The 18,767-nt window shown below is 75.0% G+C and carries 19 protein-coding genes; 5 read left to right on the top strand and 14 right to left on the bottom strand.

The window, feature by feature from the left end; genetic code table 11:
• Positions 1-200 precede the first annotated feature (200 nt).
• Together ACA361_RS16475 and ACA361_RS16470 are read left to right on the top strand one after the other, a co-directional pair.
• A complete protein-coding gene (locus tag ACA361_RS16475) occupies positions 201-1,205 on the top strand; it encodes a DMT family transporter (RefSeq protein WP_375012841.1) in 1,005 nt (334 codons plus the stop codon).
• 106 nt (positions 1,206-1,311) lie between these two features.
• On the top strand, positions 1,312-2,208 hold the full coding sequence (locus ACA361_RS16470) for a DUF5954 family protein (RefSeq protein WP_375012840.1): 897 nt from the start codon (positions 1,312-1,314) through the stop codon (positions 2,206-2,208).
• A 24-nt stretch (positions 2,209-2,232) separates the two neighbouring features.
• Here the strand turns inward: ACA361_RS16470 and thiI are convergent, their stop codons facing one another.
• The 6 genes from thiI to ACA361_RS16440 form a co-directional block, all read right to left on the bottom strand.
• Positions 2,233-3,471 carry a tRNA uracil 4-sulfurtransferase ThiI gene (gene thiI / locus ACA361_RS16465; protein WP_375012839.1) on the bottom strand — a complete coding sequence of 413 codons (1,239 nt, stop codon included), beginning with the start codon at positions 3,469-3,471 and terminating at the stop codon, positions 2,233-2,235.
• A gap of 127 nt (positions 3,472-3,598) precedes the next feature.
• On the bottom strand, positions 3,599-4,624 hold the full coding sequence (locus ACA361_RS16460; protein WP_375012838.1) for a 6-phosphofructokinase: 1,026 nt from the start codon (positions 4,622-4,624) through the stop codon (positions 3,599-3,601).
• A gap of 112 nt (positions 4,625-4,736) precedes the next feature.
• Entirely contained in the window at positions 4,737-5,255 is a 519-nt protein-coding gene (locus ACA361_RS16455; RefSeq protein WP_375012837.1) for a hypothetical protein, read from the bottom strand.
• Entirely contained in the window at positions 5,252-6,070 is an 819-nt protein-coding gene (locus ACA361_RS16450) for a DUF692 domain-containing protein (protein ID WP_375012836.1), read from the bottom strand. Before ACA361_RS16450 ends, ACA361_RS16455 begins: the two co-directional genes overlap by 4 nt.
• Complete coding sequence (locus ACA361_RS16445; RefSeq protein ID WP_375012835.1) at positions 6,070-7,059, bottom strand: TIGR04222 domain-containing membrane protein; 990 nt, start codon at positions 7,057-7,059, stop codon at positions 6,070-6,072. Before ACA361_RS16445 ends, ACA361_RS16450 begins: the two co-directional genes overlap by 1 nt.
• Before the next feature lie 69 nt (positions 7,060-7,128).
• Positions 7,129-7,761: a response regulator gene (locus ACA361_RS16440; protein ID WP_375012974.1), complete on the bottom strand. Its 633-nt coding sequence runs from the start codon at positions 7,759-7,761 to the stop codon at positions 7,129-7,131.
• 232 nt (positions 7,762-7,993) lie between these two features.
• On the opposite strand from ACA361_RS16440, the gene ACA361_RS16435 reads away from it, so the two are divergent.
• Complete coding sequence (locus ACA361_RS16435; RefSeq protein WP_375012834.1) at positions 7,994-8,653, top strand: hypothetical protein; 660 nt, start codon at positions 7,994-7,996, stop codon at positions 8,651-8,653.
• Positions 8,650-10,992 (top strand): AAA family ATPase, encoded by a 2,343-nt coding sequence (locus ACA361_RS16430; protein WP_375012833.1) that lies wholly within the window; start codon positions 8,650-8,652, stop codon positions 10,990-10,992. Before ACA361_RS16435 ends, ACA361_RS16430 begins: the two co-directional genes overlap by 4 nt.
• On the opposite strand, the gene macS is transcribed toward ACA361_RS16430, so the two are convergent.
• Complete coding sequence (macS, locus tag ACA361_RS16425; RefSeq protein ID WP_375012832.1) at positions 10,989-12,173, bottom strand: MacS family sensor histidine kinase; 1,185 nt, start codon at positions 12,171-12,173, stop codon at positions 10,989-10,991. The genes ACA361_RS16430 and macS overlap by 4 nt on opposite strands.
• A gap of 30 nt (positions 12,174-12,203) precedes the next feature.
• Positions 12,204-12,920, bottom strand: a complete 717-nt coding sequence (locus ACA361_RS16420; protein ID WP_375012831.1) for a lysophospholipid acyltransferase family protein — start codon at positions 12,918-12,920, stop codon at positions 12,204-12,206.
• 366 nt (positions 12,921-13,286) lie between these two features.
• On the opposite strand from ACA361_RS16420, the gene ACA361_RS16415 reads away from it, so the two are divergent.
• Positions 13,287-14,249, top strand: a complete 963-nt coding sequence (locus ACA361_RS16415) for a hypothetical protein (protein WP_375012830.1) — start codon at positions 13,287-13,289, stop codon at positions 14,247-14,249.
• On the opposite strand, the gene ACA361_RS16410 is transcribed toward ACA361_RS16415, so the two are convergent.
• From ACA361_RS16410 to ACA361_RS16385, 6 genes are all read right to left on the bottom strand, one after another.
• Complete coding sequence (locus ACA361_RS16410) at positions 14,246-14,983, bottom strand: endonuclease/exonuclease/phosphatase family protein (protein ID WP_375012829.1); 738 nt, start codon at positions 14,981-14,983, stop codon at positions 14,246-14,248. The two genes, ACA361_RS16415 and ACA361_RS16410, sit on opposite strands and share 4 nt — an antisense overlap.
• Before the next feature lie 14 nt (positions 14,984-14,997).
• A complete protein-coding gene (locus ACA361_RS16405) occupies positions 14,998-15,942 on the bottom strand; it encodes an ROK family glucokinase (RefSeq protein ID WP_375012828.1) in 945 nt (314 codons plus the stop codon).
• Entirely contained in the window at positions 15,943-16,506 is a 564-nt protein-coding gene (locus ACA361_RS16400; RefSeq protein WP_375012827.1) for a hypothetical protein, read from the bottom strand. It lies immediately after the preceding gene.
• 70 nt (positions 16,507-16,576) lie between these two features.
• The gene (locus tag ACA361_RS16395) at positions 16,577-17,011 is read right to left on the bottom strand and encodes an SRPBCC family protein (protein ID WP_375012826.1); all 435 of its coding nucleotides are present in this window, start codon (positions 17,009-17,011) and stop codon (positions 16,577-16,579) included.
• Between the two features lie 56 nt (positions 17,012-17,067).
• Positions 17,068-17,835 (bottom strand): metallophosphoesterase, encoded by a 768-nt coding sequence (locus tag ACA361_RS16390; RefSeq protein WP_375012825.1) that lies wholly within the window; start codon positions 17,833-17,835, stop codon positions 17,068-17,070.
• Between the two features lie 110 nt (positions 17,836-17,945).
• Positions 17,946-18,662: a copper homeostasis protein CutC gene (locus tag ACA361_RS16385; RefSeq protein WP_375012824.1), complete on the bottom strand. Its 717-nt coding sequence runs from the start codon at positions 18,660-18,662 to the stop codon at positions 17,946-17,948.
• Positions 18,663-18,767 lie beyond the last annotated feature (105 nt).

Below are 18,767 nucleotides of genomic sequence, written 5' to 3'. Positions count from 1 at the left end.
GCCCGGCCGCGCGGGACGGCTGGTAGCCTCGGCGCCATGGACTACTGGACGCCGAACTGCGGGCCGCCCCGCGCCTGAGGGGCGCGGCGATCATTCCCTGAGTTCTCGCGGTCCCGGCGCGCGCACGCGCCCGGACCTCTTTTCCCTGCGCCCCGAATCCGGATTCCTTCGTCCGATTCGAGTCCAGGAGCGTTCTCCTCGTGTCCGCATCTTCAGGCCGGTACGCCCGCGCCGCGACGCCCGGCGCCGGTACTTCCGCCGCCTCCCACTCCACCTCCCACTCCGGTTCCCACTCCCCCGCCCACGCCTCCCGCGGACCGCGCCGGTCGCCGGCCGGCGGCGGGGGCCTGCACATCCTGGTGGCCGCGTCCCTGTGGGGGACGACCGGCACCGTCCGCACGTTCGTGCCCGAGGCGTCCAGCGTCTCGATCGCGGCGGTCCGCATCGTCATGGGCGGCCTGCTGCTGCTCGCGCTCGCCGCGTGGACGGCGCGCGGTGCCGGGCTGCGCCGGCTGCTGGCCGTCGGCGGCCACCGGTGGTGGCTCTGCCTGGGCGCGGTGGCGCTCATCGCGTACCAGACGCTGTTCTTCGTCGCGGCCGCCCGGACCGGGGTCGCGGTCGGCACCGTGGTCACCATCGGCGGCGCGCCCGCGTTCGCCGGGCTGATCGGGCTGGTCACCCGGCAGTCGGCGTTCAGCGGCCGCTGGGCACTGGCCACGGCGGGCGCCGTGGCGGGCTGCGCCGCGCTGGTGCTCGGCGGGTCGGACGCCGGCGCGGACCCGCTCGGCATCGCGCTGGCGCTGCTGTCGGGGTTCTCGTACGCCGTGTACGCCACGATCGCCGGGATGCTGATCGCGCGCGGCGAGGACGACCGGGCCGTCGCCGGCGCGCTGTTCGGGATCTCCGCGGTGCTGATCCTGCCGGCCCTGCTGGCCACCGGCCCGGGCTGGGCGTTCGGCGGCACCGGCGCGCTGGTGGCCCTCCACCTGGGCGTGCTCGCGACGGCGGGCGCGTACGCGCTGTTCGCGCGCGGGCTGAAGACCACGCCCGCGACCGCGGCGACCACGCTGACGCTGGCCGAGCCCGCCGTCGCGGCGGTGCTCGGCACGGCCGTGCTGGGCGAGCGGCTCGGCGGGGTGGCGCTGGGCGGGCTGGCGCTGCTGGCGCTGAGCCTGCTGGTGCTGATCGTTCCGGCGCGCCGCTGAGCGTCCGCGCCCGGCGGCCCGCGCGGCCGCCGGGCGCGGATAACGGGAACGGAAAATTGGTCTGAACCACTGGGCAGCACGGGCCATGGCGAGGATGATGTCCGGCATGACAACGGGCGACGGGGACGCCGGCGGGCGGCTTTTCCCCGAGGACCTGGACGGCGTCGATCCGGTCGCGGCCGTGATGCTCGCCGACGCCTGCCGATCCATCGCGGCCTACCCCGAGCTGGTCGCGGTCGGCGCGCTGTTCACCGCGGCCGAGCGGGTGCCGGGCGGCTGGCAGGTCGTCTGCCCCTGCGATCCGCTGCCCCAGGGCGCCCGCGAGCTGCTGGCCGACCATCTGGAGGACGGCCGCGCGCCCGGCGCCGGGGACGGCCCGCTTCCGCGCGCCGTACGGCGGCTGCGGCTGGAGCCGGTCGACGAGCTGGCGGTGGACGGCCGGCACTTCCGCGTCATCAGGATCGAGCAGCTCGTCCGGACCGGCCCGGACGGCCCCGAGCCGCCCCGGCCCACCGACTTCGACCCGCATCCCGCCGACCGCCGGCTCCCCCGCCACCGGCCGTACGACCTGCTGGACGACGGGCAGAGCACCCCCGACCTGGCCACCGCCGAGCTGCTGTGCCAGCTGCTGGACGCCGCCGCGCGGGCCGGCACCGAGCCGTCGGAGTCGTTCCTGACGCCGGTGCAGCTGGCCCCCGCGTTCACGGTGGCGGAACGTTCCCACGGGCACTGGCGGCCGGTCGGCCGGCTGCACGACACGCCCCAGCAGGCGCGGGACGCGCTGGCGACCTACTTCCGGCACGTCGTCCCGGCGATCGAGCGGCCGGGCGAGGCGGAGCTGGCCGACTACGCCGAGGCCGCCGCGCTGATGTCCGGCGCGGGCCGCCGCAACGGGATCGGGGTGGCGGGCCGGCGCTTCCGCATCGTCCGGCTGGAACGCCTCACGCTGCTGGGCCCGGACGGGCCCGAGCCGCCCCGCCCGGGCGACGCCGACCCGCGCTGAGCCCGCCCGCGAAGGCCGGCCGGGTCAGCCGTCGCCGTAGACCGGGCGGTGCTCCTGGACGGACTCGGCCAGCTGCTCGGCGAGCTCCTCCACGTCCAGCCGCTTCTCGATCCTCTTCAGGTCGTCGATCTTCGCGCGGGTCTCGGCGCGGCGCGGGGCCAGCATCGAGCAGCAGTCCTCGTCGGGCAGCTCGGAGATCGAGAGCGTCCGGATCCGGCGCGCCTGGTCCATGATCTCGGTCTTGTCCATGCCGATCAGCGGCCGCATGATCGGCAGCTCGACCGCGTCGTCCAGCGCGGTGATGTTGGTGAGCGTCTGGCTGCTGACCTGGCCGAGCGCGTCGCCGGTGATCAGCGTGCCGCCGCGCAGCCGGCGGGCGACCAGCTCGCCGGTGCGCAGCATCAGCCGGCGCTGCGCGATGACCGCGAGCCGGTCGGCGCCCGACGACTTGATCTGCTGCTGGGCCTTGCCGAACGGCACCACGAACAGCCGCGACCCGCCCTGGAACTTGTCCAGCTCGCGGACCAGCGCGTACGCCTTGTAGATCGACTCCGGGCCGGTGAACGGCATCCCGGAGAAGTGCAGGTAGTCGACCCGCAGGCCGCGGCGCATCATCCGGTACGCGGCGACGGGCGAGTCGATGCCGCCCGACATCAGCACCAGGCCGCGGCCGCTCATCCCGACCGGGAGGCCGCCCTGTCCGGGGAGCCCGCCGGAGTAGACGAACGCCTCGTCCCGGTCGATCTCGATCGAGAGCGTGTGGTCGGGGTTCTTCAGCTTGACGCCGAGGCCGTACTTGACGGCGATGCTCGCGCCGATCCGGCGGTCGAGCTCGGTGGAGGTGAGCGGGAAGCGCTTGTCGCGGCGGCGGGAGCGGACGGCGAACGTGCCCTCGCGGCCGGCCATCAGCTCCAGGGCGGCGCGCTCGACGCTCTCCACGTCCTTGCCGACCCGCCACGCGCGGTGCGCCCAGACGATGCCCATGACGTCGCCGATCCGCGCGGCCAGGGCGTCGATCTTCTCGACGGTGGCGTCCTTGGTGCGGACGATCATCACGCCGTGCCGGCGGATCACGTCCACCCGGGCGATCGGGCGGACGGCGAGCCGGACGTTGTCGGCCAGCCGCCGCTCGAACTGCTCCCGGTTCTTGCCCTTGAGGACGACCTCGCCCAGCTTGAGCAGCACGCACGGCTCGCCGTCGACGGGTGCCTGCGCCGGCGCCCGCTCGGTGACGGGGGCGGGCGCGGCGTCGAGGGTGGTCATGCGGGATCCTCCTGGGGGAACACGTACGGGGGCGGGTCTCTAGTGTGACCCACAGACCGCAACGCCGCGACCGGGAAAGCTGTTCCCCGGCGCAGGCCGCCGTTCCCCCAGGAAGGAGGCCCGGCGGTCAGCCGAAGAAGACCTCGGCCTCGGCGTAGCGCTCGACCGGGACGGTCTTGAGCTCCTTGGTCGCCTCGTCGAGCCCGACGCGGACGATGTCGGTGCCGCGCAGCGCGACCATCTTGCCGTAGTCGCCGTCGCGGACGGCGTCGATCGCCTGGAGGCCGAACCGGGTGGCCAGCACCCGGTCGAACGCGGTGGGCGTGCCGCCGCGCTGGATGTGGCCGAGCACGGTGGCCCGGGCCTCCTTGCCGGTGCGCCGCTCGATCTCGTCGGCGAGCCGCTGGCCGATGCCGCCCAGCCGGACGTGGCCGAACGCGTCCTTCTCGCCGGTCTGCAGCTCCATCTGCCCGTCGATCGGGTGGGCGCCCTCGGACACCACGATGATCGGCGCGTACCGGGTCTTGAAGCGGCTCTCGACGTAGGCGACGACCTTGTCGATGTCGAACGGCTGCTCGGGGATGAGGATCACGTTGGCGCCCGCGGCCATCCCGGCGTGCAGGGCGATCCAGCCCGCGTGCCGGCCCATGACCTCGCAGATCAGGGCGCGGTGGTGGCTCTCGGCGGTGGTGTGCAGCCGGTCGATGGCCTCCATCGCCACGCCGACGGCGGTGTCGAACCCGAAGGTGTAGTCGGTGGCGTTGAGGTCGTTGTCGATGGTCTTGGGGACGCCGACCACGTTGACGCCGTTGGCGTACAGCTCGCGGGCCACCCCGAGGGTGTCCTCGCCGCCGATGGCGATCAGCGCGTCCACGCCGAGCCCGGCCAGGTTGTCCTTGATCCGCTCGATCCCGCCGTCGACCTTGATCGGGTTGGTCCGGGACGAGCCGAGGATGGTGCCGCCGCGCGGCAGGATGCCGCGCACCGCCTCCACGTCGAGGGCCATGGTGTCGCCCTCCAGCGGGCCGCGCCAGCCCGCCCGGAAGCCGACGAACTCGTAGCCGAAGACCTGCACGCCCTTGCGCACCACGGCGCGGATGACGGCGTTCAGGCCGGGGCAGTCGCCGCCCCCGGTCAGCACTCCGACGCGCATGCCCTCTCCCTCAGCAGACACCGGGCTCCTCCCTCGATCTCACGGCCAAGACTAGCGGTGCGCGCGCGGTCACACAGGGCATTCGCCCTCCGGCCGCGCGCGCCCTATTGGTCTAGACCATAGCCCGTCGCGCGCCCGCCGTGGCAACTTCCCCGACACGGCCGAGGACCTGGAGGGCGAACCCGCCCGGAACGCGCCGCACGGCGGCCCGCCGGCGGCGCGGCGGGGCCGTCCCGTCATAGGACCACCGCACCTCCGCCAGGGCCAGTTCCCGCGCCGCCGCGGGGTCCAGACCGTCCCGGTGCGCCCGCGCGAAGTCCCATCCGTCCCGGAACGACCCGCGCACCGGCCGCTCCCGCGCCCACGCGGTGAACGCGCCCCGCCAGGACGTCCCGAACGACGCGGCCAGCGCGGGCCAGGCGCGCGCCACCTCGCCCGCGCGCTTGAGGAGGATGCCGTCCGCGGCGGCCCGGACCGCCCCGGCGTCGAAGCCGGCCGGCATCGGCCCGCCCGCCGCCATGGCCCGGACGAGCGCCTCCTGCGCCGCCGCCAGCCCGGGATCGTACGGACCGGCCCCCTCCGGCGGATCGTGCGAGGCGGCGGCCTTCGGCGGGTCGTGGGGGGCGGTCATGTGACGGGGGCCAGCCCGGCGGCCGCGGCGATGGCGTCCAGCTCGGCCCGCAGCTCGGCGGCGGGCGGGTAGCGGCCGTCGCGCTCCAGCAGGAACGCGGGCGGGCGGTGCCGCGCGCACAGCTCCCCGATCAGCTCCAGGACCTCGCGCGGCACGGGCGCGGTGTGGGTGTCGTGGTACCGGCCGCCCGCCTCGGCGCCGCCGGCGACGTGGCAGTAGGCGACGCGTTCGAGCGGCAGCCGGTCGAGCAGGGCGGCGGGGTCCGCGCCGCGGTTGCGGGCGTTGGCGTGGACGTTGGCGACGTCGAGGAGGAGGAAGGCACCGGTGCGTTCCGCCAGCTCGGTCAGGAAGTCGCCCTCCTCGTACTCGGCGTCCGGCCAGTCGAAGAGGGCGGCGATGGGCTCGACGGCCAGCGGCACGGGCAGCCCGTCCTGGGTGCGGCGGATGTTGGCGGTGAGCGCGTCCAGGGCGGCCCGGGTGCGCGGCACGGGCAGCAGGTGCCCGGCCTCGATCCCGCCCGCCCGGACGAACGCGACGTGCTCGCTGACCAGCGGCGCGCCCAGCGCCTCGGCGCAGGCGGCCAGGTGCGCGACCCGGCCGGCGGCCACCGGCTCGGCGCCGCCGAGCGACAGCTTCACCCCGTGCGGGACGATCGCGGCGCCGCGCTCGCGCAGTTCCAGCAGGGCGGGCGCGGGATGCGCCGGATGCACGGACTCGGCGATCACCTCGGTGAAGCGCAGCCCGGGCAGCGCGGCGACGAAGCCGGCGATCTCCGGCCGCCAGCCGATCCCGACGCCCACCTCGGGAAGGCCCATCAGCCGCCACCGCCTCCACCGCCACCGCAACCGCCGCCTCCACCGCCGCCCCCGCCGCAGCCGCCACCGCCGCCCGAGCCGCCGCCTCCGCAGCTCGATCCCCCGCCGCACGAGCCGGACGAGCACACCGCCGCCGTGGAGGAGCAGGACGAGCCGCCGTGGCCGCCGGAGGCGGTCGGGACGCCGGTCAGCGCCAGGTAGCGGCCCAGCCCGGCGGTGTGGGCGAACAGCGGGTCGACGGCCATCAGCGCCGCCGTTCCGAACAGGGCCACGCCCGTCAGGACGGCGGCGGGCGGCAGCCCGGTGTAGGAGGGCGAGTACGCGGGGTCCAGATGGGTGTGGGCGGCCCGCACCGCCTCCAGCGCCCGCTCGCCCTCGCCGGTCGGCTCCTTGCCCGGGCCGAGCGCCTCGGACGCGAGGTACAGCCCGAGCAGTGTCGCGAACACCAGCAGGACCTGGGGGAAGTCGCTGTAGACGTCCGCGATGACGAAGACCACGAAGCCGAGCACGCCCCAGCCGCGGACCGTCCACTGGAGCGCCCGCAGCCGGGTCCGCCCGGCGGGCGCGACCACCAGCCCCAGCGCCGCCAGCCCGTCGCGCAGCTGGCCCACCGCCGCCCGCACGCCCGGCTCGGCGGTCAGCTCGGCCAGGGTGCCCGCCCGGCCGGAGCCGAGCGCGCCGTAGACCGCGGCGTCCAGCGGCATCTCCGCGGCGCGCGGCCCGCCGGCCGCGCGCGGCACCGCGACGAGCCGGCCGTCGGCATGGACGTCGACGGCGCCGTCCAGCCGCATGGCCGTCAGCGAGGCGGCGATGGCGTGCCGGCCGCCGCCGTGCATGTACGCGATCTCGTACGGGTGCGGCTCGCGCTGCGGCGGGCTCCCCCGCCGGACCCGCCGCCGGACGGCCCCGAGGACGGCCAGCAGTAGCAGGCCGGCCAGGAAGTGGGCCGCGACCGCCCCCAGGGCGGGGGTCCAGAACTCGTCTCCCATCGCGCTCCCGTCCTCGATGCTCTCTGTCGCTCAGACGCCGGAACGGCCGGGCCGGTTCGGGGCGGGCGGCTACTCCCGGTCCAGGCCCTTCTCGATGGCGTAGCGGACCAGCTCGACGCGGTTGTGCAGCTGGAGCTTGCCGAGGGTGTTCTGGACGTGGTTCTGGACGGTGCGGTGGGAGAGCACGAGGCGCTCGGCGATCTGCTTGTACGTCAGGCCCTTGGCGACCAGGCGCAGCACCTCGGTCTCGCGCTCGGTCAGCCGCGGGGCGCCGTCGTCGGCGCGCGGCGCGGCGGCCAGCCGGCGGTACTCGCCCAGCACCAGCCCGGCCAGGCCGGGGGTGAAGACGGCGTCGCCGTCCCCGGTGCGGCGGACCGCGTCGAGGAACTCCGCGCGCCCGGCCGACTTGAGCAGGTAGCCGGTCGCGCCGGCCTTGACCGCGTCGAGGACGTCCTGCTGCTCGCCGCTGGCCGACAGCACCAGGACGCGGACGGGCGGGTCGGCGGCGACCAGGTGGCGGGTCACCTCGACGCCGCCGACGTCGGGGAGCTGGAGGTCGACGACGGCCACCTGCGGGCGGGCCGCCGCGGCGATGCGGATCGCGGCCTTACCCTCGCCGGCCGTGGCGACCACCTCGTGCCCGGCCTCGGCCAGGTCGCGGGCCACGGCGTCGCGCCACATCGGGTGGTCGTCCACCACCATCACCCGGAGCGGCGCACCGGAGGACTCGTTCACGCCCGCATCGCTAACGCCCACATCGTTCACGTCCACAGCGTAGGCCGACCCTGGACAGCGAAATGCCCGTGTGATTCAACCGGGATCGGGGTGTGATACGCGGATAGGGGCATAACTGGATGGAACAGCCCTATACAGCCCCTTCCAGCCCCCTCGCGGAGGCCGCATGGCGCGCCGTGCGTACCGTCTCCACGCGTCCATGGCCTGGCCGTCCGCCCTGGTCATGGCCCTGTCCCCCGCCCTCGCCGGATGCGGCGCGGCGGAATGGCACTACGTCAAGAACTCCGGCGCCAGGACGTACTTCAAGGTCCCGGCCGGCTGGCGGGAGATCGACCAGCGGACGCTGGACCGCACGCTCGCGCCCGAGGACCCCGACTCCGCCGCCGCCGGCGTCCGCGCGAGGAACATCTGGTCGATCGCGTACGACGCGCACCGCGACCCGGACGCCACCCACCTGTACGGGCTCGGCAGCGACGAGCCGTTCGTCTACGCCGTGATCCGCCCGCTGACCGAGGCCGAGCGGAACGCGGTCTCGCTGGACCAGCTGCGGGACGCGTTCCTGCCGGTGACCGAGAAGGCCCGGCAGGCGAGCGCGCAGGAGGGCGCGGCGCTCGGCGCGTTCGAGCTGCTCCGCGACCGGGTGCTGACGCCCGGCGGCGGGCTGCGCGGGGTCCGCGCCACCTACAACTACCGGCTGCCCAACCTCTACTCCTTGCAGACCTTCGACGTGACCTCCTACAGCAGCGACCAGGGGCGCCTGTACGTGCTGGTACTGCGCTGCTCGGCGCGCTGCTTCCGGGAGCGCGCGAAGGAGCTCGACACGATCGCCCGGTCCTTCACGGTGAGGAACGACCGATGATCTTCCGGCGCCACAGGCCCGCCGCGACTCCCCCTGGCACGCCCCCGAAGGTCTCGCTGGTCAAGGAGCCGCGGCCGGCGCGCGGGGCCACCCGGCCGAGGCAGGCGGCGTGGGACCGGGGCAAGTACCTCCTCCTGCTGACGCTGGTGTGGTTCGTCCTGGTGTGGGCGGCGATGGCCGACAACCCGCTGCTGCCGTTCACGGACGCGATGCGCGAGCAGTCCCGGGCCGCCTCCTGGGTGATCGCGCTGTTCGGCCTGGAGCTGGTCCGGCAGGTCCACTTCCTCGTCAGCGAGCGCTGGGCGGGCTACCACCGGTTCTGGACGCACCGCGTCTTCGGCGGCTTCGAGCGCTTCACCCACCGGCGGTTCCGGCCGTGGACGCGGTTCCGGGTGTGGCGGGCGACGGTCTGGGCACTGTGGATCGCGGTGTTCGCGGTGGTGGCGGGCAAGATCCTGGACACCTCGCCCGCGCTGGCGCTGTTCGAGGCGCCGCGGCTGCTGTGGCAGGCGCTGCCGTTCCTGCTCCAGATCGTCTTCCTGTTCTTCGTGATCATCATCCAGTTCGTCGGGCTGTTCTGGTTCCTGTCGCGCGGCGGCATCGACACGTACATGCCCGACGACATCACCACCCGGTTCCGCGACGTGTGGGGCCAGGACCACGTGGTCGAGCGGATCAAGGAGAACATCGTCTTCCTGGAGCGGCCCCGGGAGATCGAGGCCAAGGGCGGGTACGTGCCCGGCGGCATCCTGCTGTGGGGCCCGCCCGGAACCGGCAAGACCCTGATGGCCGAGGCGGTCGCGGGCGAGACCGGGCACCCGTACGTGTTCGTCGACCCCGGCGCGTTCATCCAGATGTTCATGGGGATCGGCGTGCTCAAGGTCAAGTCGCTGTTCCGGAAGCTGCGCAAGCTGGCGCTGCGGTACGGCGGTGTCATCGTCTTCTTCGACGAGGCCGACTCGCTCGGCCGGCGCGGCGCGCTGGCCCAGGCGGGGCCCGGCGGCCGGCCCGCGGGCGCGTACGAGGCGCCCGGGTGCCACGGGACCTCCTACCTGTCGGACGACGTCCGGCGGCGGCTGGCGCGCGACCGGTTCTTCATGGGCGGCGGGATGAACGCGGGCGGCGGCGGTGACATGGGCACGCTGCAGGCCCTGCTCACCGAGCTGTCCGGGCTGAAGAAGCCGCGCGGGTTCGTCAACCGGTACGTGCGGCGGCTGTTCGGGATGCGCCCCAAGCCGCCGCCCAAGTACCGGATCCTCGTCATCATGGCCACGAACATGCCGGAGGCGCTGGACGAGGCGCTGCTGCGCCCCGGCCGGATCGACCGCATCTACAAGGTCGGCTACCCGTCCAAGGCCGGCCGGACCCGCACGTACGAGGGCTACTTCGGCAGGGTCCGGCACGAGCTGACGGGCGAGCAGATCGCCAAGCTGGCCACCATCACCCCGTACGCCACCGGCGCGACGATCAAGGACCTGGTGAACGAGTCGCTCATCACCGCGATCCGGGCCGGCCGCGAGGTCGTCACCTGGGCGGACGTGATGAAGGCCAAGCAGCTCAAGAGCCTCGGCCCGCCCGAGGGCGTGGAGTACCACGACCGCGAGCGGCACGCCACGGCCGTCCACGAGGCGTGCCACGCGCTGGTCGCCTACCGGGTGCGGCGCCATCTGGAGATCGACGTCGCGACCATCGAGAAGGGCGCCGAGTACCTCGGGATGGTCGCCAGCATCCCGGTGGAGGACCAGTTCACGCAGTGGCGCAGCGAGTACGAGGCCGACATCCTGGTGTCGCTGGCCTCGCTCGCCGGCGAGCGGATGTTCTTCGGCGGCGACAGCTCGTCCGGGGTGTCGGGCGACCTGGAGTCGGCGACCCGGGTGGCCTCGCTGATGGAGGGCTACTGGGGCATGGGCTCCACGGTGTCCTCGCACGCGGTGTCCAGCCAGCTGGGCGTCGGCGCGCCCGGCGGGGGCGGCGGCAAGGGCGCCGAGGCCGCCGAGGCGGAGATGCGGCGGCGGCTCGCCGACCGGATCGAGGCCCGGCTCGCCGGGCTGCTGGCGAGCGCCGAGCGGATCCTGGCGGACGACCGGGCGCGGGTGCTGGCCGTCGCGCACGCGCTGGAGACGCACAAGACGCTGCAGGGCGACGACGTGGCCGCGGTGATCGAGGGGCGGGCGGGCCCGCTGGTGGACGGGCGGATCTACGCCGACGCCGCGTTCGCCCGGAAGCTGGAGTCCTACCACCAGGCGGCGCTGGCCGCGCACCGCGGGCGCACGCCCGTGCGGCTCGCACTGCCCGCCGTTCCGGAACCGCCCGTGCGCGACAGCGCGCGCACGCCCTAGCCGTCCCGGGGTCCGGGCCGGCCGGCGGGGACCGTCATCTCGATCTCGGTGCCCTGGCCGGGCGCGGTGACGACGGAGACCGTGCCGCCGAGGTCGCGGATCCGGCCCCGGATCGACTGCGCGACGCCGAGCCGGCCGGCCGCGGCGGCCTCCGCCAGCCGCCCCTCCGGCATGCCGGGGCCGTCGTCGCGGACGCTGACCGTGATCTCCCCGGCGCCGTCGTCCTCGACCAGGACCCACGTGCGGGTGCCGGCGGGGCAGTGCGCGCGGACGTTGCCGAGCGCCGCCGCGACGGCCGCGCCGACCTCCTCGGCCGCGTGCCGCGGCAGCCGCACGGGCGTGGCCGGCGTGGAGACGGTGACGAGCGGGGAGGCGTGCGCGTCCAGCAGCGGCCGCAGGTCCGCCTCGGGGGGCTCCGCCGCCTCTCCCGGGCGGCGCGGCGGCGGGACGCTCCCGGCCCCGGTGCCGATCAGGGCGCGCAGCGCGGCCTCCTGCTCCCCCGCCAGCCGGCCCAGCTCGGCCGCCTCGCCGCCGATCTCGCCGCCGCGCCGGTGCACCATCGCCAGCACCTGGAGCGTCGAGTCGTGGATGCGGCGGGCGAGCCGCTCGCGCTCCCGGGTCGCCGCCTCCAGCTCCACCGCCCGCGCCAGCCGCGCCTCGGCCTGGAGGGCCAGCTTCACCACGTGCCCGCCCGCCAGCCCGGCCAGGCCGAGCAGCACGATGCCGTTGAACGTGCTGGAGCCCGGCCCCTGGAGCCGGTGCAGCGTCCCGGCCGCCACGTGCACCAGGATGTTGGCCATGCCCAGGGCCAGCGCCGCCGACAGGCCGTACCGCTTGCCGCCCGCGACGGCCCACGACAGCACCACCGAGGCCACCCAGGACGCGGTCAGCAGCGCCCGGCCGCCCGCCAGGTTCGCGGCGGTCTCCACCCACACGGTCGCCATCATGCAGCCGGCCGCGACGAGCAGGTCGGCGGCCAGCAGCGGCCACCCGCGCCGCCGCGGGTCGGCGAACAGGTAGGTGGCGGCGAACGTCCAGGCCACCATGACGGCCAGCACCGCCCACCCGCCGGCCGGGTGCGCGTAGTCCCCGGAGTTGCGGACGATCAGTACGGCCGCGTACGCCAGCGCCGCGAACCGGTAGACGGCGACCGCGCGCCAGAGGGCCGCTTCCAGTCCCATGGCGTCAGTTCCGGGCGGTGCGGGCGCGGCTCACTCGTCGTCGTCGACCGGGCGGGGCTCCTTGCCCGCCAGCTCGGCCTTGACCTCGGCCGCGTACCGGTCGACGTACTCCTGGCCGGACAGCTCCCGGATCGCCTCCATGATCTCGTCGGTGATCTTGCGGAGCACCTCGCGGTCGTTCTCCTGGCCGTAGTAGCGGGAGAAGTCCAGCGGGCGGCCGAACCGCACCCCCGGCCGCACGCCCAGCCTGGGGTACGGCTGCCCGGACGGCATCAGCTCGAACGTGTTGATCATGGCCATCGGGATCACCGGCACCCGCGACTTCAGCGCCAGCCGCGCCACGCCCGTCTTGCCGCGGTAGAGCCGGTTGTCCGGCACGCGGGTGCCCTCGGGGTAGATGCCCAGCAGCTTGCCCTCGCGCAGGATCCGCAGGCCGGTCTCCAGCGCGGCCTCGGCGGCCGTACCGCCGGTGCGGTCCACCGGCACGACCCCCACGCCGGTGAAGAACGCCTTGCTGAGCAGCCCCTTGATCCCCTTGCCGGTGAAGTAGTCCTCCTTGCCGATGAAGAAGATCGGCCGCATCAGCGGCAGCGGGCCGAAGAAATGATCGGCGAACGACAGGTGGTTGCTGACCATGAGGGCCGGGCCGCGCTTGGGGACGTTGCGCATGCCGGAGTTCCGCGGGCGCCACAGGAGGTACATGATGGGCGAGAGGACGATCCGGAGCAGGATCCAGAACCAGAGCATGCCGACACCTTTTTCTGTCTTCCTCCGGCCGCGCCCACCTGCGGCCGGGCCTTCCGAACACTCCGACGAACGGGGGATGATGCGACATCTTCCCATCCCCCGGCCCGCCTGCCCACACCGCGGGCCCGGCGGGGATGGTATGAACGTAGGCTCAGCGCAGGGAATCACGATCGGGTGTGCTCCAAGGGCTTGTTCCGGGCGGCGCAGCGAATACCGTGGGACACACGTTCCGTGGCGTCCTGGAGTGTCGCCGCCCCCCGCGGGCGGCCCGCTCCGGGCGCGCGCGGGCGCACACGTCTATGGGGGAGCGGAGGCCGTCATGCCGGTGCTGTCGGTCACGCCGGAGTCGACGAAGGAGCCGGCCCCGTGAATCGCCGTGGCAATGGACTGTCAGCGGACACCTACGCGCCGCTGGTCGACCTCGCCCCGCATCTGGCCGACGTCATGCTCACCGCGCTGGGCGAGGCCGGGGTGGCCGCGTACGCCGCCACCCCCGGCGAGCTGGCCGGGCTGGCGGAGGAGGCGGCCGCCGCGCGGGACGTCCTGGACCGGCTGTACGTCGACGTGGAGATGAAGCCGGCGGCCGAGGACATCCTGCGGATGCACCTGGCCCGGCTGCGGGACGAGCGCCGCGACCTCGACCTGCGCGACGGCGATCTGCGGGACTCCGATCCGCGGGACTCCGATCTGCGGGACTCCGATCTGCTCGACGCGGACCCGCGCGACGCCGACCGCCGCGAGCCCGACCACCGCGATGCCGACCACAGGGACGCCGACCGCCGCGACACCGGGCCGCTGGACCCGGCGGGCGGCGCGGGCGGCGAGGCCGCCGGCGGGAGCGGCGGGCCGGACGTGGAGAAGCTCGACGAGGACGCCATCTGGGCCGAGATCGTCGCCGGGTTCGACGCGGTGCCCGAGGGCGACCGGGTGCCCTGGCCCGACCAGGAGAACATCGACGAGCCCGAGCCGCGCCGCCCGCCCGGCGAGGGCGACGACCGCACCGGCCTGCTCCCCCGCGCCCGGGTGATCAAGTTCGGCGACGACGGGGAGCCCGCGGGCAAGGCGGGCGAGGAGGGCGAGGTCGACGAGGACGGGCACTACGTCCCGCCGCCCCCGCCGCCGCTGCCCGCCGCCGACCCGCTCACCAAGGGCGCGTGGGTGGCGCTGGTCGGCGGGCCGCTCTACCTGCTGCTCACGGTGATCCTGGACTGGGAGGTCCCCGGCTGGGCCGCGTTCCTCGCGGTCGCCGCGTTCATCGGCGGGTTCGTCACGCTGGTGCTGCGGATGGGCGACGAGCCGCGCGACGGCGACGACGGCGCCGTCGTCTAGGGCAGCGCCAGCTCGGCCAGCAGCGGCCGGTGGTCGGACGCCCGGACGTGGGCGGCGGCCGCGTCCTCCCCCTCGCCGCCGGGTTCCCCGGGCACGCCGCAGCCGGCCACCCCGATCTCCGGGCTCGCGAAGATCCCGTCGATCCGCCGCCGCGGCGCCCGCGCCGGGAACGTCGCCGCCCCGCCCGCCGGCGCGGCGGCGTACGCGTCCCGGAACGGCCCGCACAGCAGCGTCCAGGCCGCCCCGCCGGGCTCCTCGTTGACGTCGCCGGCCAGCACCACCGGGGCCGGGTAGGCGGCGCGGACCCGGCCGAGCAGCTCCACGATCTCGGCGGCGTGCGCGCGGCGCGGCCCGTCCCGCAGGTCCAGATGGGTGCTCGCGGCGATCAGCCGGGCCGCCGCCCCTTCCCCCGCGCCCGCGCCGACCTCCAGGACGGCGACCGCCAGCCCGCGGCGGTGCAGCCCGGGAACGGGCGACAGCAGGTGGTACTCGCGGTGCAGCACCCGGGCGCGCGGGCCGTGCAGGACGGCGAGCCCCGCCGCCCGCCGTCCCGAGGCGACCGCGAGCCCGGCGGCGCGGGCCAGCCGGCGGCGCTTGAGCCGCCATCCCAGGAAGCGCGGGACCTCCTGGAGGCACACCACGTCGGGGCGCAGCCCGCGCACCACCGCCGCGACCGCGGCCGGGTCGTCCCGCAGCGACCGGATGTTGTAGCTCAGCACCCGTACGGGCGTCACGGCCCCGCCGCGGCTCAGATGCGGGCGAGGTCGGCGGCGCCGACGATGCCGGCGGCCGAGCCGAGCTCGGCGATGCGGATGTCCGGCAGCGGGCGGTGGCCGCGGCCGGTGAGCGCGTTCGCGAACGCGGTGCGGGCCGGCTCCAGGATGAGGTCGCCCGCGTCGGACAGGCCGCCGCCGATGATGAACGCGCCCGGGTCCAGGATCGCGGTCAGGTCGGCCATCCCCTGGCCCGCCCACTGCGCCACCGTGCGGAAGCACTCCAGCGCGGCCGGGTCGCCCTCGCGGGCGGCCTGGCTCACCTCGGGGCCGCTGATGCCCTCGGGGCGCCCGTCGCCCAGCTCCAGCAGCCGGCCCGCCATCGCGGGCGCCACCCGGGCCAGCTCGCGGGCCTCGTGCACCAGCGCGTTGCCGCTGGCGTACTGCTCCCAGCAGCCGCGGTTGCCGCAGCCGCAGCGGCGGCCGTCCGGGACCACCCGGAAGTGGCCGACCTCGGCGCCGATCCCGAACCGGCCGCGGTACAGCTCGCCGCCGATGATGATCCCGCCGCCGATGCCGGTGCCGAGCGTGATCAGCACGATGAAGTCGTGGTCGCGGCCGGCGCCGAAGCGGGCCTCGCCCCAGGCCGTGGCGTTGCCGTCGTTCTCGACCACGACGGGCAGCCCGACCAGGCTCTCGACCTTCTTCTTGATCGGCTCGTCCCGCCAGGCGAGGTTCGGCGCGAACAGCACCGTCGAACGGGTCTGGTCGACGAACCCGGCGCTGCCCAGCCCGACCGCCACCACGTCCGCGTACTTGCCCTTGAGCAGGTCGACGACCTCGGCGATGACGGACGCGGTCTCCTCGGGGTCGGTCGAGGGGGTGGGCCGGCGGACCTGCTCGAGTATCCGCCCCCGGTCGTCGACCACACCCGCGGCGACCTTGGTGCCCCCTACATCAACGCCGATGGTCAGGGTCATCTACGCTTCCTCCTCCTCGCGGCGCCTCGCGGAGCCCTCGTCCTGCCCGGTGCCCTCGGCGTGCCCGGTGCCCTCGGCGTGCCCCGCGTGGCCCGCATGACGCGCGTTCCTCGCGCGCCAGGCCCGCCCGGTGCGGTCGAGCGCCACGGCCACGTCGAACGCGGCCGCGGCCAGCGACCGCCCGGCCTCCAGCACGTGCTCGCGCACGCCCGGCCCGGCCTCGCGGGCCACGGCGATGCCGCGGCAGACGGGGCAGTCGAGGCACTCGGGGGCGCCGGTCGCGATCCGCGGGGGCGCCTCGCGGTCCCCGGCGCCCTCACCGGGTCGCGCGCCCTTCCGGGGCTCCGCGGTCTGCCCGGGTTCCGCGGGTTTCGGGGGGTCTGCGGGTTTCGGGGGGTCCGCGGCCACCGCGCGGCTCCACACGTCGCCGCCGCCCTCGGTGTCGTCGGGACGGGCGTCCCGGGAACGGCCGCCCGCGCCGCCGCCCGCCTCGCCCATCCGCCTGCGCAGCGTCTCGAAGAGCTTGACCGCCTCGTCGAGGAGATCGCCCGACTGCTCGTTCATGAGACCATTGTCCATCCGTCGGCGGGACGAAACCGCACCGCCACCCCGCGTGCCCGGGGCAGGATAGCGCTCACGCCTCGACGTGTCGCTTGAGCCCCTTGAGCGCCGAGTCGGTGATCCGCTTCTCGGCCTTGCGCTTGACCATGCCGATCATGGGGACGCGGACGTCCACGGCCAGCTCGTAGGTCACCACCGTGCCGCCGGCGGCCTCCTCCAGGGAGTACGACCCGTGCAGCCCGGTGACCACGTTGCCCTTCTCGACCAGCTCCCAGCTCACCCGGTCGTCGCCGCCCCAGTCGTACAGCAGCCCGACGGTGTCGCTGAACGGGCCGCCGTCGAAGGTCAGCGTGGCCCGGGCGGCGCGCCCGTCGGCGCCGGTCTCCTGGACGCTGAAGTCCTTGATCCCGCTGGCCCACTCCGGGTACGCCTCGAGATCGGCGATCACGGCCATGATCTCGGCCTTGCCGGACCGGATCGTGATGGAAGAACTCGTGCGGTCCGCCATCGATGCTCTGCCCTTCTGCGCGACCGTTCGGGATGTCGTCCTCAGAGAAGTATCCGTCACAGCGACAGCACGTAGGGAACCCCGCTCCCCCGGAAATGCCCCACGTTCACGCATTCGGTGCGACCGATTCGCATCCGCCGCACGAGCGGCTGGTGGACGTGCCCGAACAGCACGTACCTGGGCTGCGTCTCGCGGATGGCCTCCAGCACCGCCTCGCTCCCCCGCTCGAACCTGCGGGCGACGGTGTCGTACAGCAGTTCCGGCACCGCGGGCGGGATGTGGCAGCACAGCACGTCGACCGCGCCGACCGCCGCGACCTTGGCCGCGTAGTCCTCGTCGCTCAGCTCGTACGGGGTCCGGTATTCGGTCTTGAGGCCGCCGCCGACGAAGCCGAACCGCAGCCCGCCGATCTCGGTCGTCTCGCCGTCCAGGACCGTGTGGCCGTCGCGCAGGTGCTCGGCCCACATGGACGGGACGTCCACGTTGCCGTAGGTCAGGTACGCGGGCGCCGGCATGGCGGCGAACAGCTCGGCGTACTGGCGCCGGACGGCCTGCTGGATGTGCGGCCAGGCGCCGCCCTCCAGCGACTCCCACAGCCCCCGGGAGAACGCGCGGGCCTCGTCGAAGCGCTTGAGCGTGCGCAGCTCGATGAACCGGTCGGCGTTCTCCTGGCCGAACAGGTCGGCGAAGATGCCCTGGCCGTGGTCGGAGTAGTCGATGAAGAGGATCAGGTCGCCCAGGCAGATCAGCGCGTCCGCCCCGTCCCCCGCGCTCTTGAGGGCGTCCGCGCGGCCATGGACGTCGCTCACCACGTGGATCCGCATGAACCGACTCTAATAGGACACGGGGGCCAGGACACGCGCCCGGGCACCCGCGCCGCCACGGCGGCGCCCCCTCGGATCCCCCTGCGACGCCCCAGACCGGGCCGGCCGTGTCAGGCGCCCGCGGCGGCGGCGACCAGGGAGCGCCACTCGCGGACGAGGCCGGCGTCCACCGGCGCGTCCCAGGACCCGTCCGGGCGGACGGCGGTGCCCACGTGGAAGGAGGTCACCCCTGCGGCGGCGAGCAGCGCCACGTGCTTGCGGCGCAGCCCGCCCCCGGCCATGATCATCGAGGCCGCGGCCGGGCCCCCGGCGGCACGCCTGACCAGCGTGTCCACCCCGGCGTCCACGCCGCGCGGCGAGCCGGCGGTCAGCACCGCGTCCGGCCCGGACCCGTCCGGCGGCCCCGCGCCCAGCTCCCGGACGGCCCGCCACGCGGCGGCCGGGTCGGCGGCGTGGTCGACGGCGCGGTGGAACGTCCAGGGCAGCGGCGACACCTCGGCCGCCAGCTTCCCGGCCGCGCCCGCGTCGATCCCGCCGAGCGGGTCCAGGAAGCCGAACACAAACCCGTCCGCGCCGGCCTCCCGGTGCAGGTCGGCGACCCGGCGCAGCCGGTCCAGCTCGTGCACGGTCGTCCGGAAGCCGGGATTGGCGCGCAGCATCACCCGCAGCGGCAGCGACGTGGCCGCGCGCATCTCGGCGACCACGTCGGGGTCGGGTGTGAGGCCGTCGGCGGCCATGTCGGCGACGACCTCGATCCGGCCGGCGCCGCCCTCCTGGGCGGCGCGCGCGTCCGCCGCGGTCAGCGCGATCACCTCGAGCAACGACACGACGGCCCCCGTGGTCAGCGTCCCGATGGTTCTTCCCGACCAGAGCGTAGGCGACCCGGGCGGCGGCGCGGAGGGGAGCGCGGGCGACTTTGCGCCACCGTTAAC

It is taken from the genome of Actinomadura sp. 21ATH (assembly GCF_041951345.1).
In the GTDB taxonomy this organism is placed as follows: Bacteria; Actinomycetota; Actinomycetes; order Streptosporangiales; family Streptosporangiaceae; genus Spirillospora.
This window is presented reverse-complemented; position numbering and strand designations above follow the sequence as displayed.

Coding starts and splice junctions, on each gene's coding strand:
- ACA361_RS16470 (WP_375012840.1), top strand. CDS start 1,312: ATGACAACGGGCGACGGGGACGCCGGCGGGCGGCTTTTCCCCGAGGAC.
- thiI (WP_375012839.1), bottom strand. CDS start 3,471: ATGACCACCCTCGACGCCGCGCCCGCCCCCGTCACCGAGCGGGCGCCG.
- ACA361_RS16460 (WP_375012838.1), bottom strand. CDS start 4,624: ATGCGCGTCGGAGTGCTGACCGGGGGCGGCGACTGCCCCGGCCTGAAC.
- ACA361_RS16455 (WP_375012837.1), bottom strand. CDS start 5,255: ATGACCGCCCCCCACGACCCGCCGAAGGCCGCCGCCTCGCACGATCCG.
- ACA361_RS16450 (WP_375012836.1), bottom strand. CDS start 6,070: ATGGGCCTTCCCGAGGTGGGCGTCGGGATCGGCTGGCGGCCGGAGATC.
- ACA361_RS16445 (WP_375012835.1), bottom strand. CDS start 7,059: ATGGGAGACGAGTTCTGGACCCCCGCCCTGGGGGCGGTCGCGGCCCAC.
- ACA361_RS16440 (WP_375012974.1), bottom strand. CDS start 7,761: ATGGTGGTGGACGACCACCCGATGTGGCGCGACGCCGTGGCCCGCGAC.
- ACA361_RS16435 (WP_375012834.1), top strand. CDS start 7,994: ATGGCCTGGCCGTCCGCCCTGGTCATGGCCCTGTCCCCCGCCCTCGCC.
- ACA361_RS16430 (WP_375012833.1), top strand. CDS start 8,650: ATGATCTTCCGGCGCCACAGGCCCGCCGCGACTCCCCCTGGCACGCCC.
- macS (WP_375012832.1), bottom strand. CDS start 12,173: ATGGGACTGGAAGCGGCCCTCTGGCGCGCGGTCGCCGTCTACCGGTTC.
- ACA361_RS16420 (WP_375012831.1), bottom strand. CDS start 12,920: ATGCTCTGGTTCTGGATCCTGCTCCGGATCGTCCTCTCGCCCATCATG.
- ACA361_RS16405 (WP_375012828.1), bottom strand. CDS start 15,942: ATGACCCTGACCATCGGCGTTGATGTAGGGGGCACCAAGGTCGCCGCG.
- ACA361_RS16400 (WP_375012827.1), bottom strand. CDS start 16,506: ATGAACGAGCAGTCGGGCGATCTCCTCGACGAGGCGGTCAAGCTCTTC.
- ACA361_RS16395 (WP_375012826.1), bottom strand. CDS start 17,011: ATGGCGGACCGCACGAGTTCTTCCATCACGATCCGGTCCGGCAAGGCC.
- ACA361_RS16390 (WP_375012825.1), bottom strand. CDS start 17,835: ATGCGGATCCACGTGGTGAGCGACGTCCATGGCCGCGCGGACGCCCTC.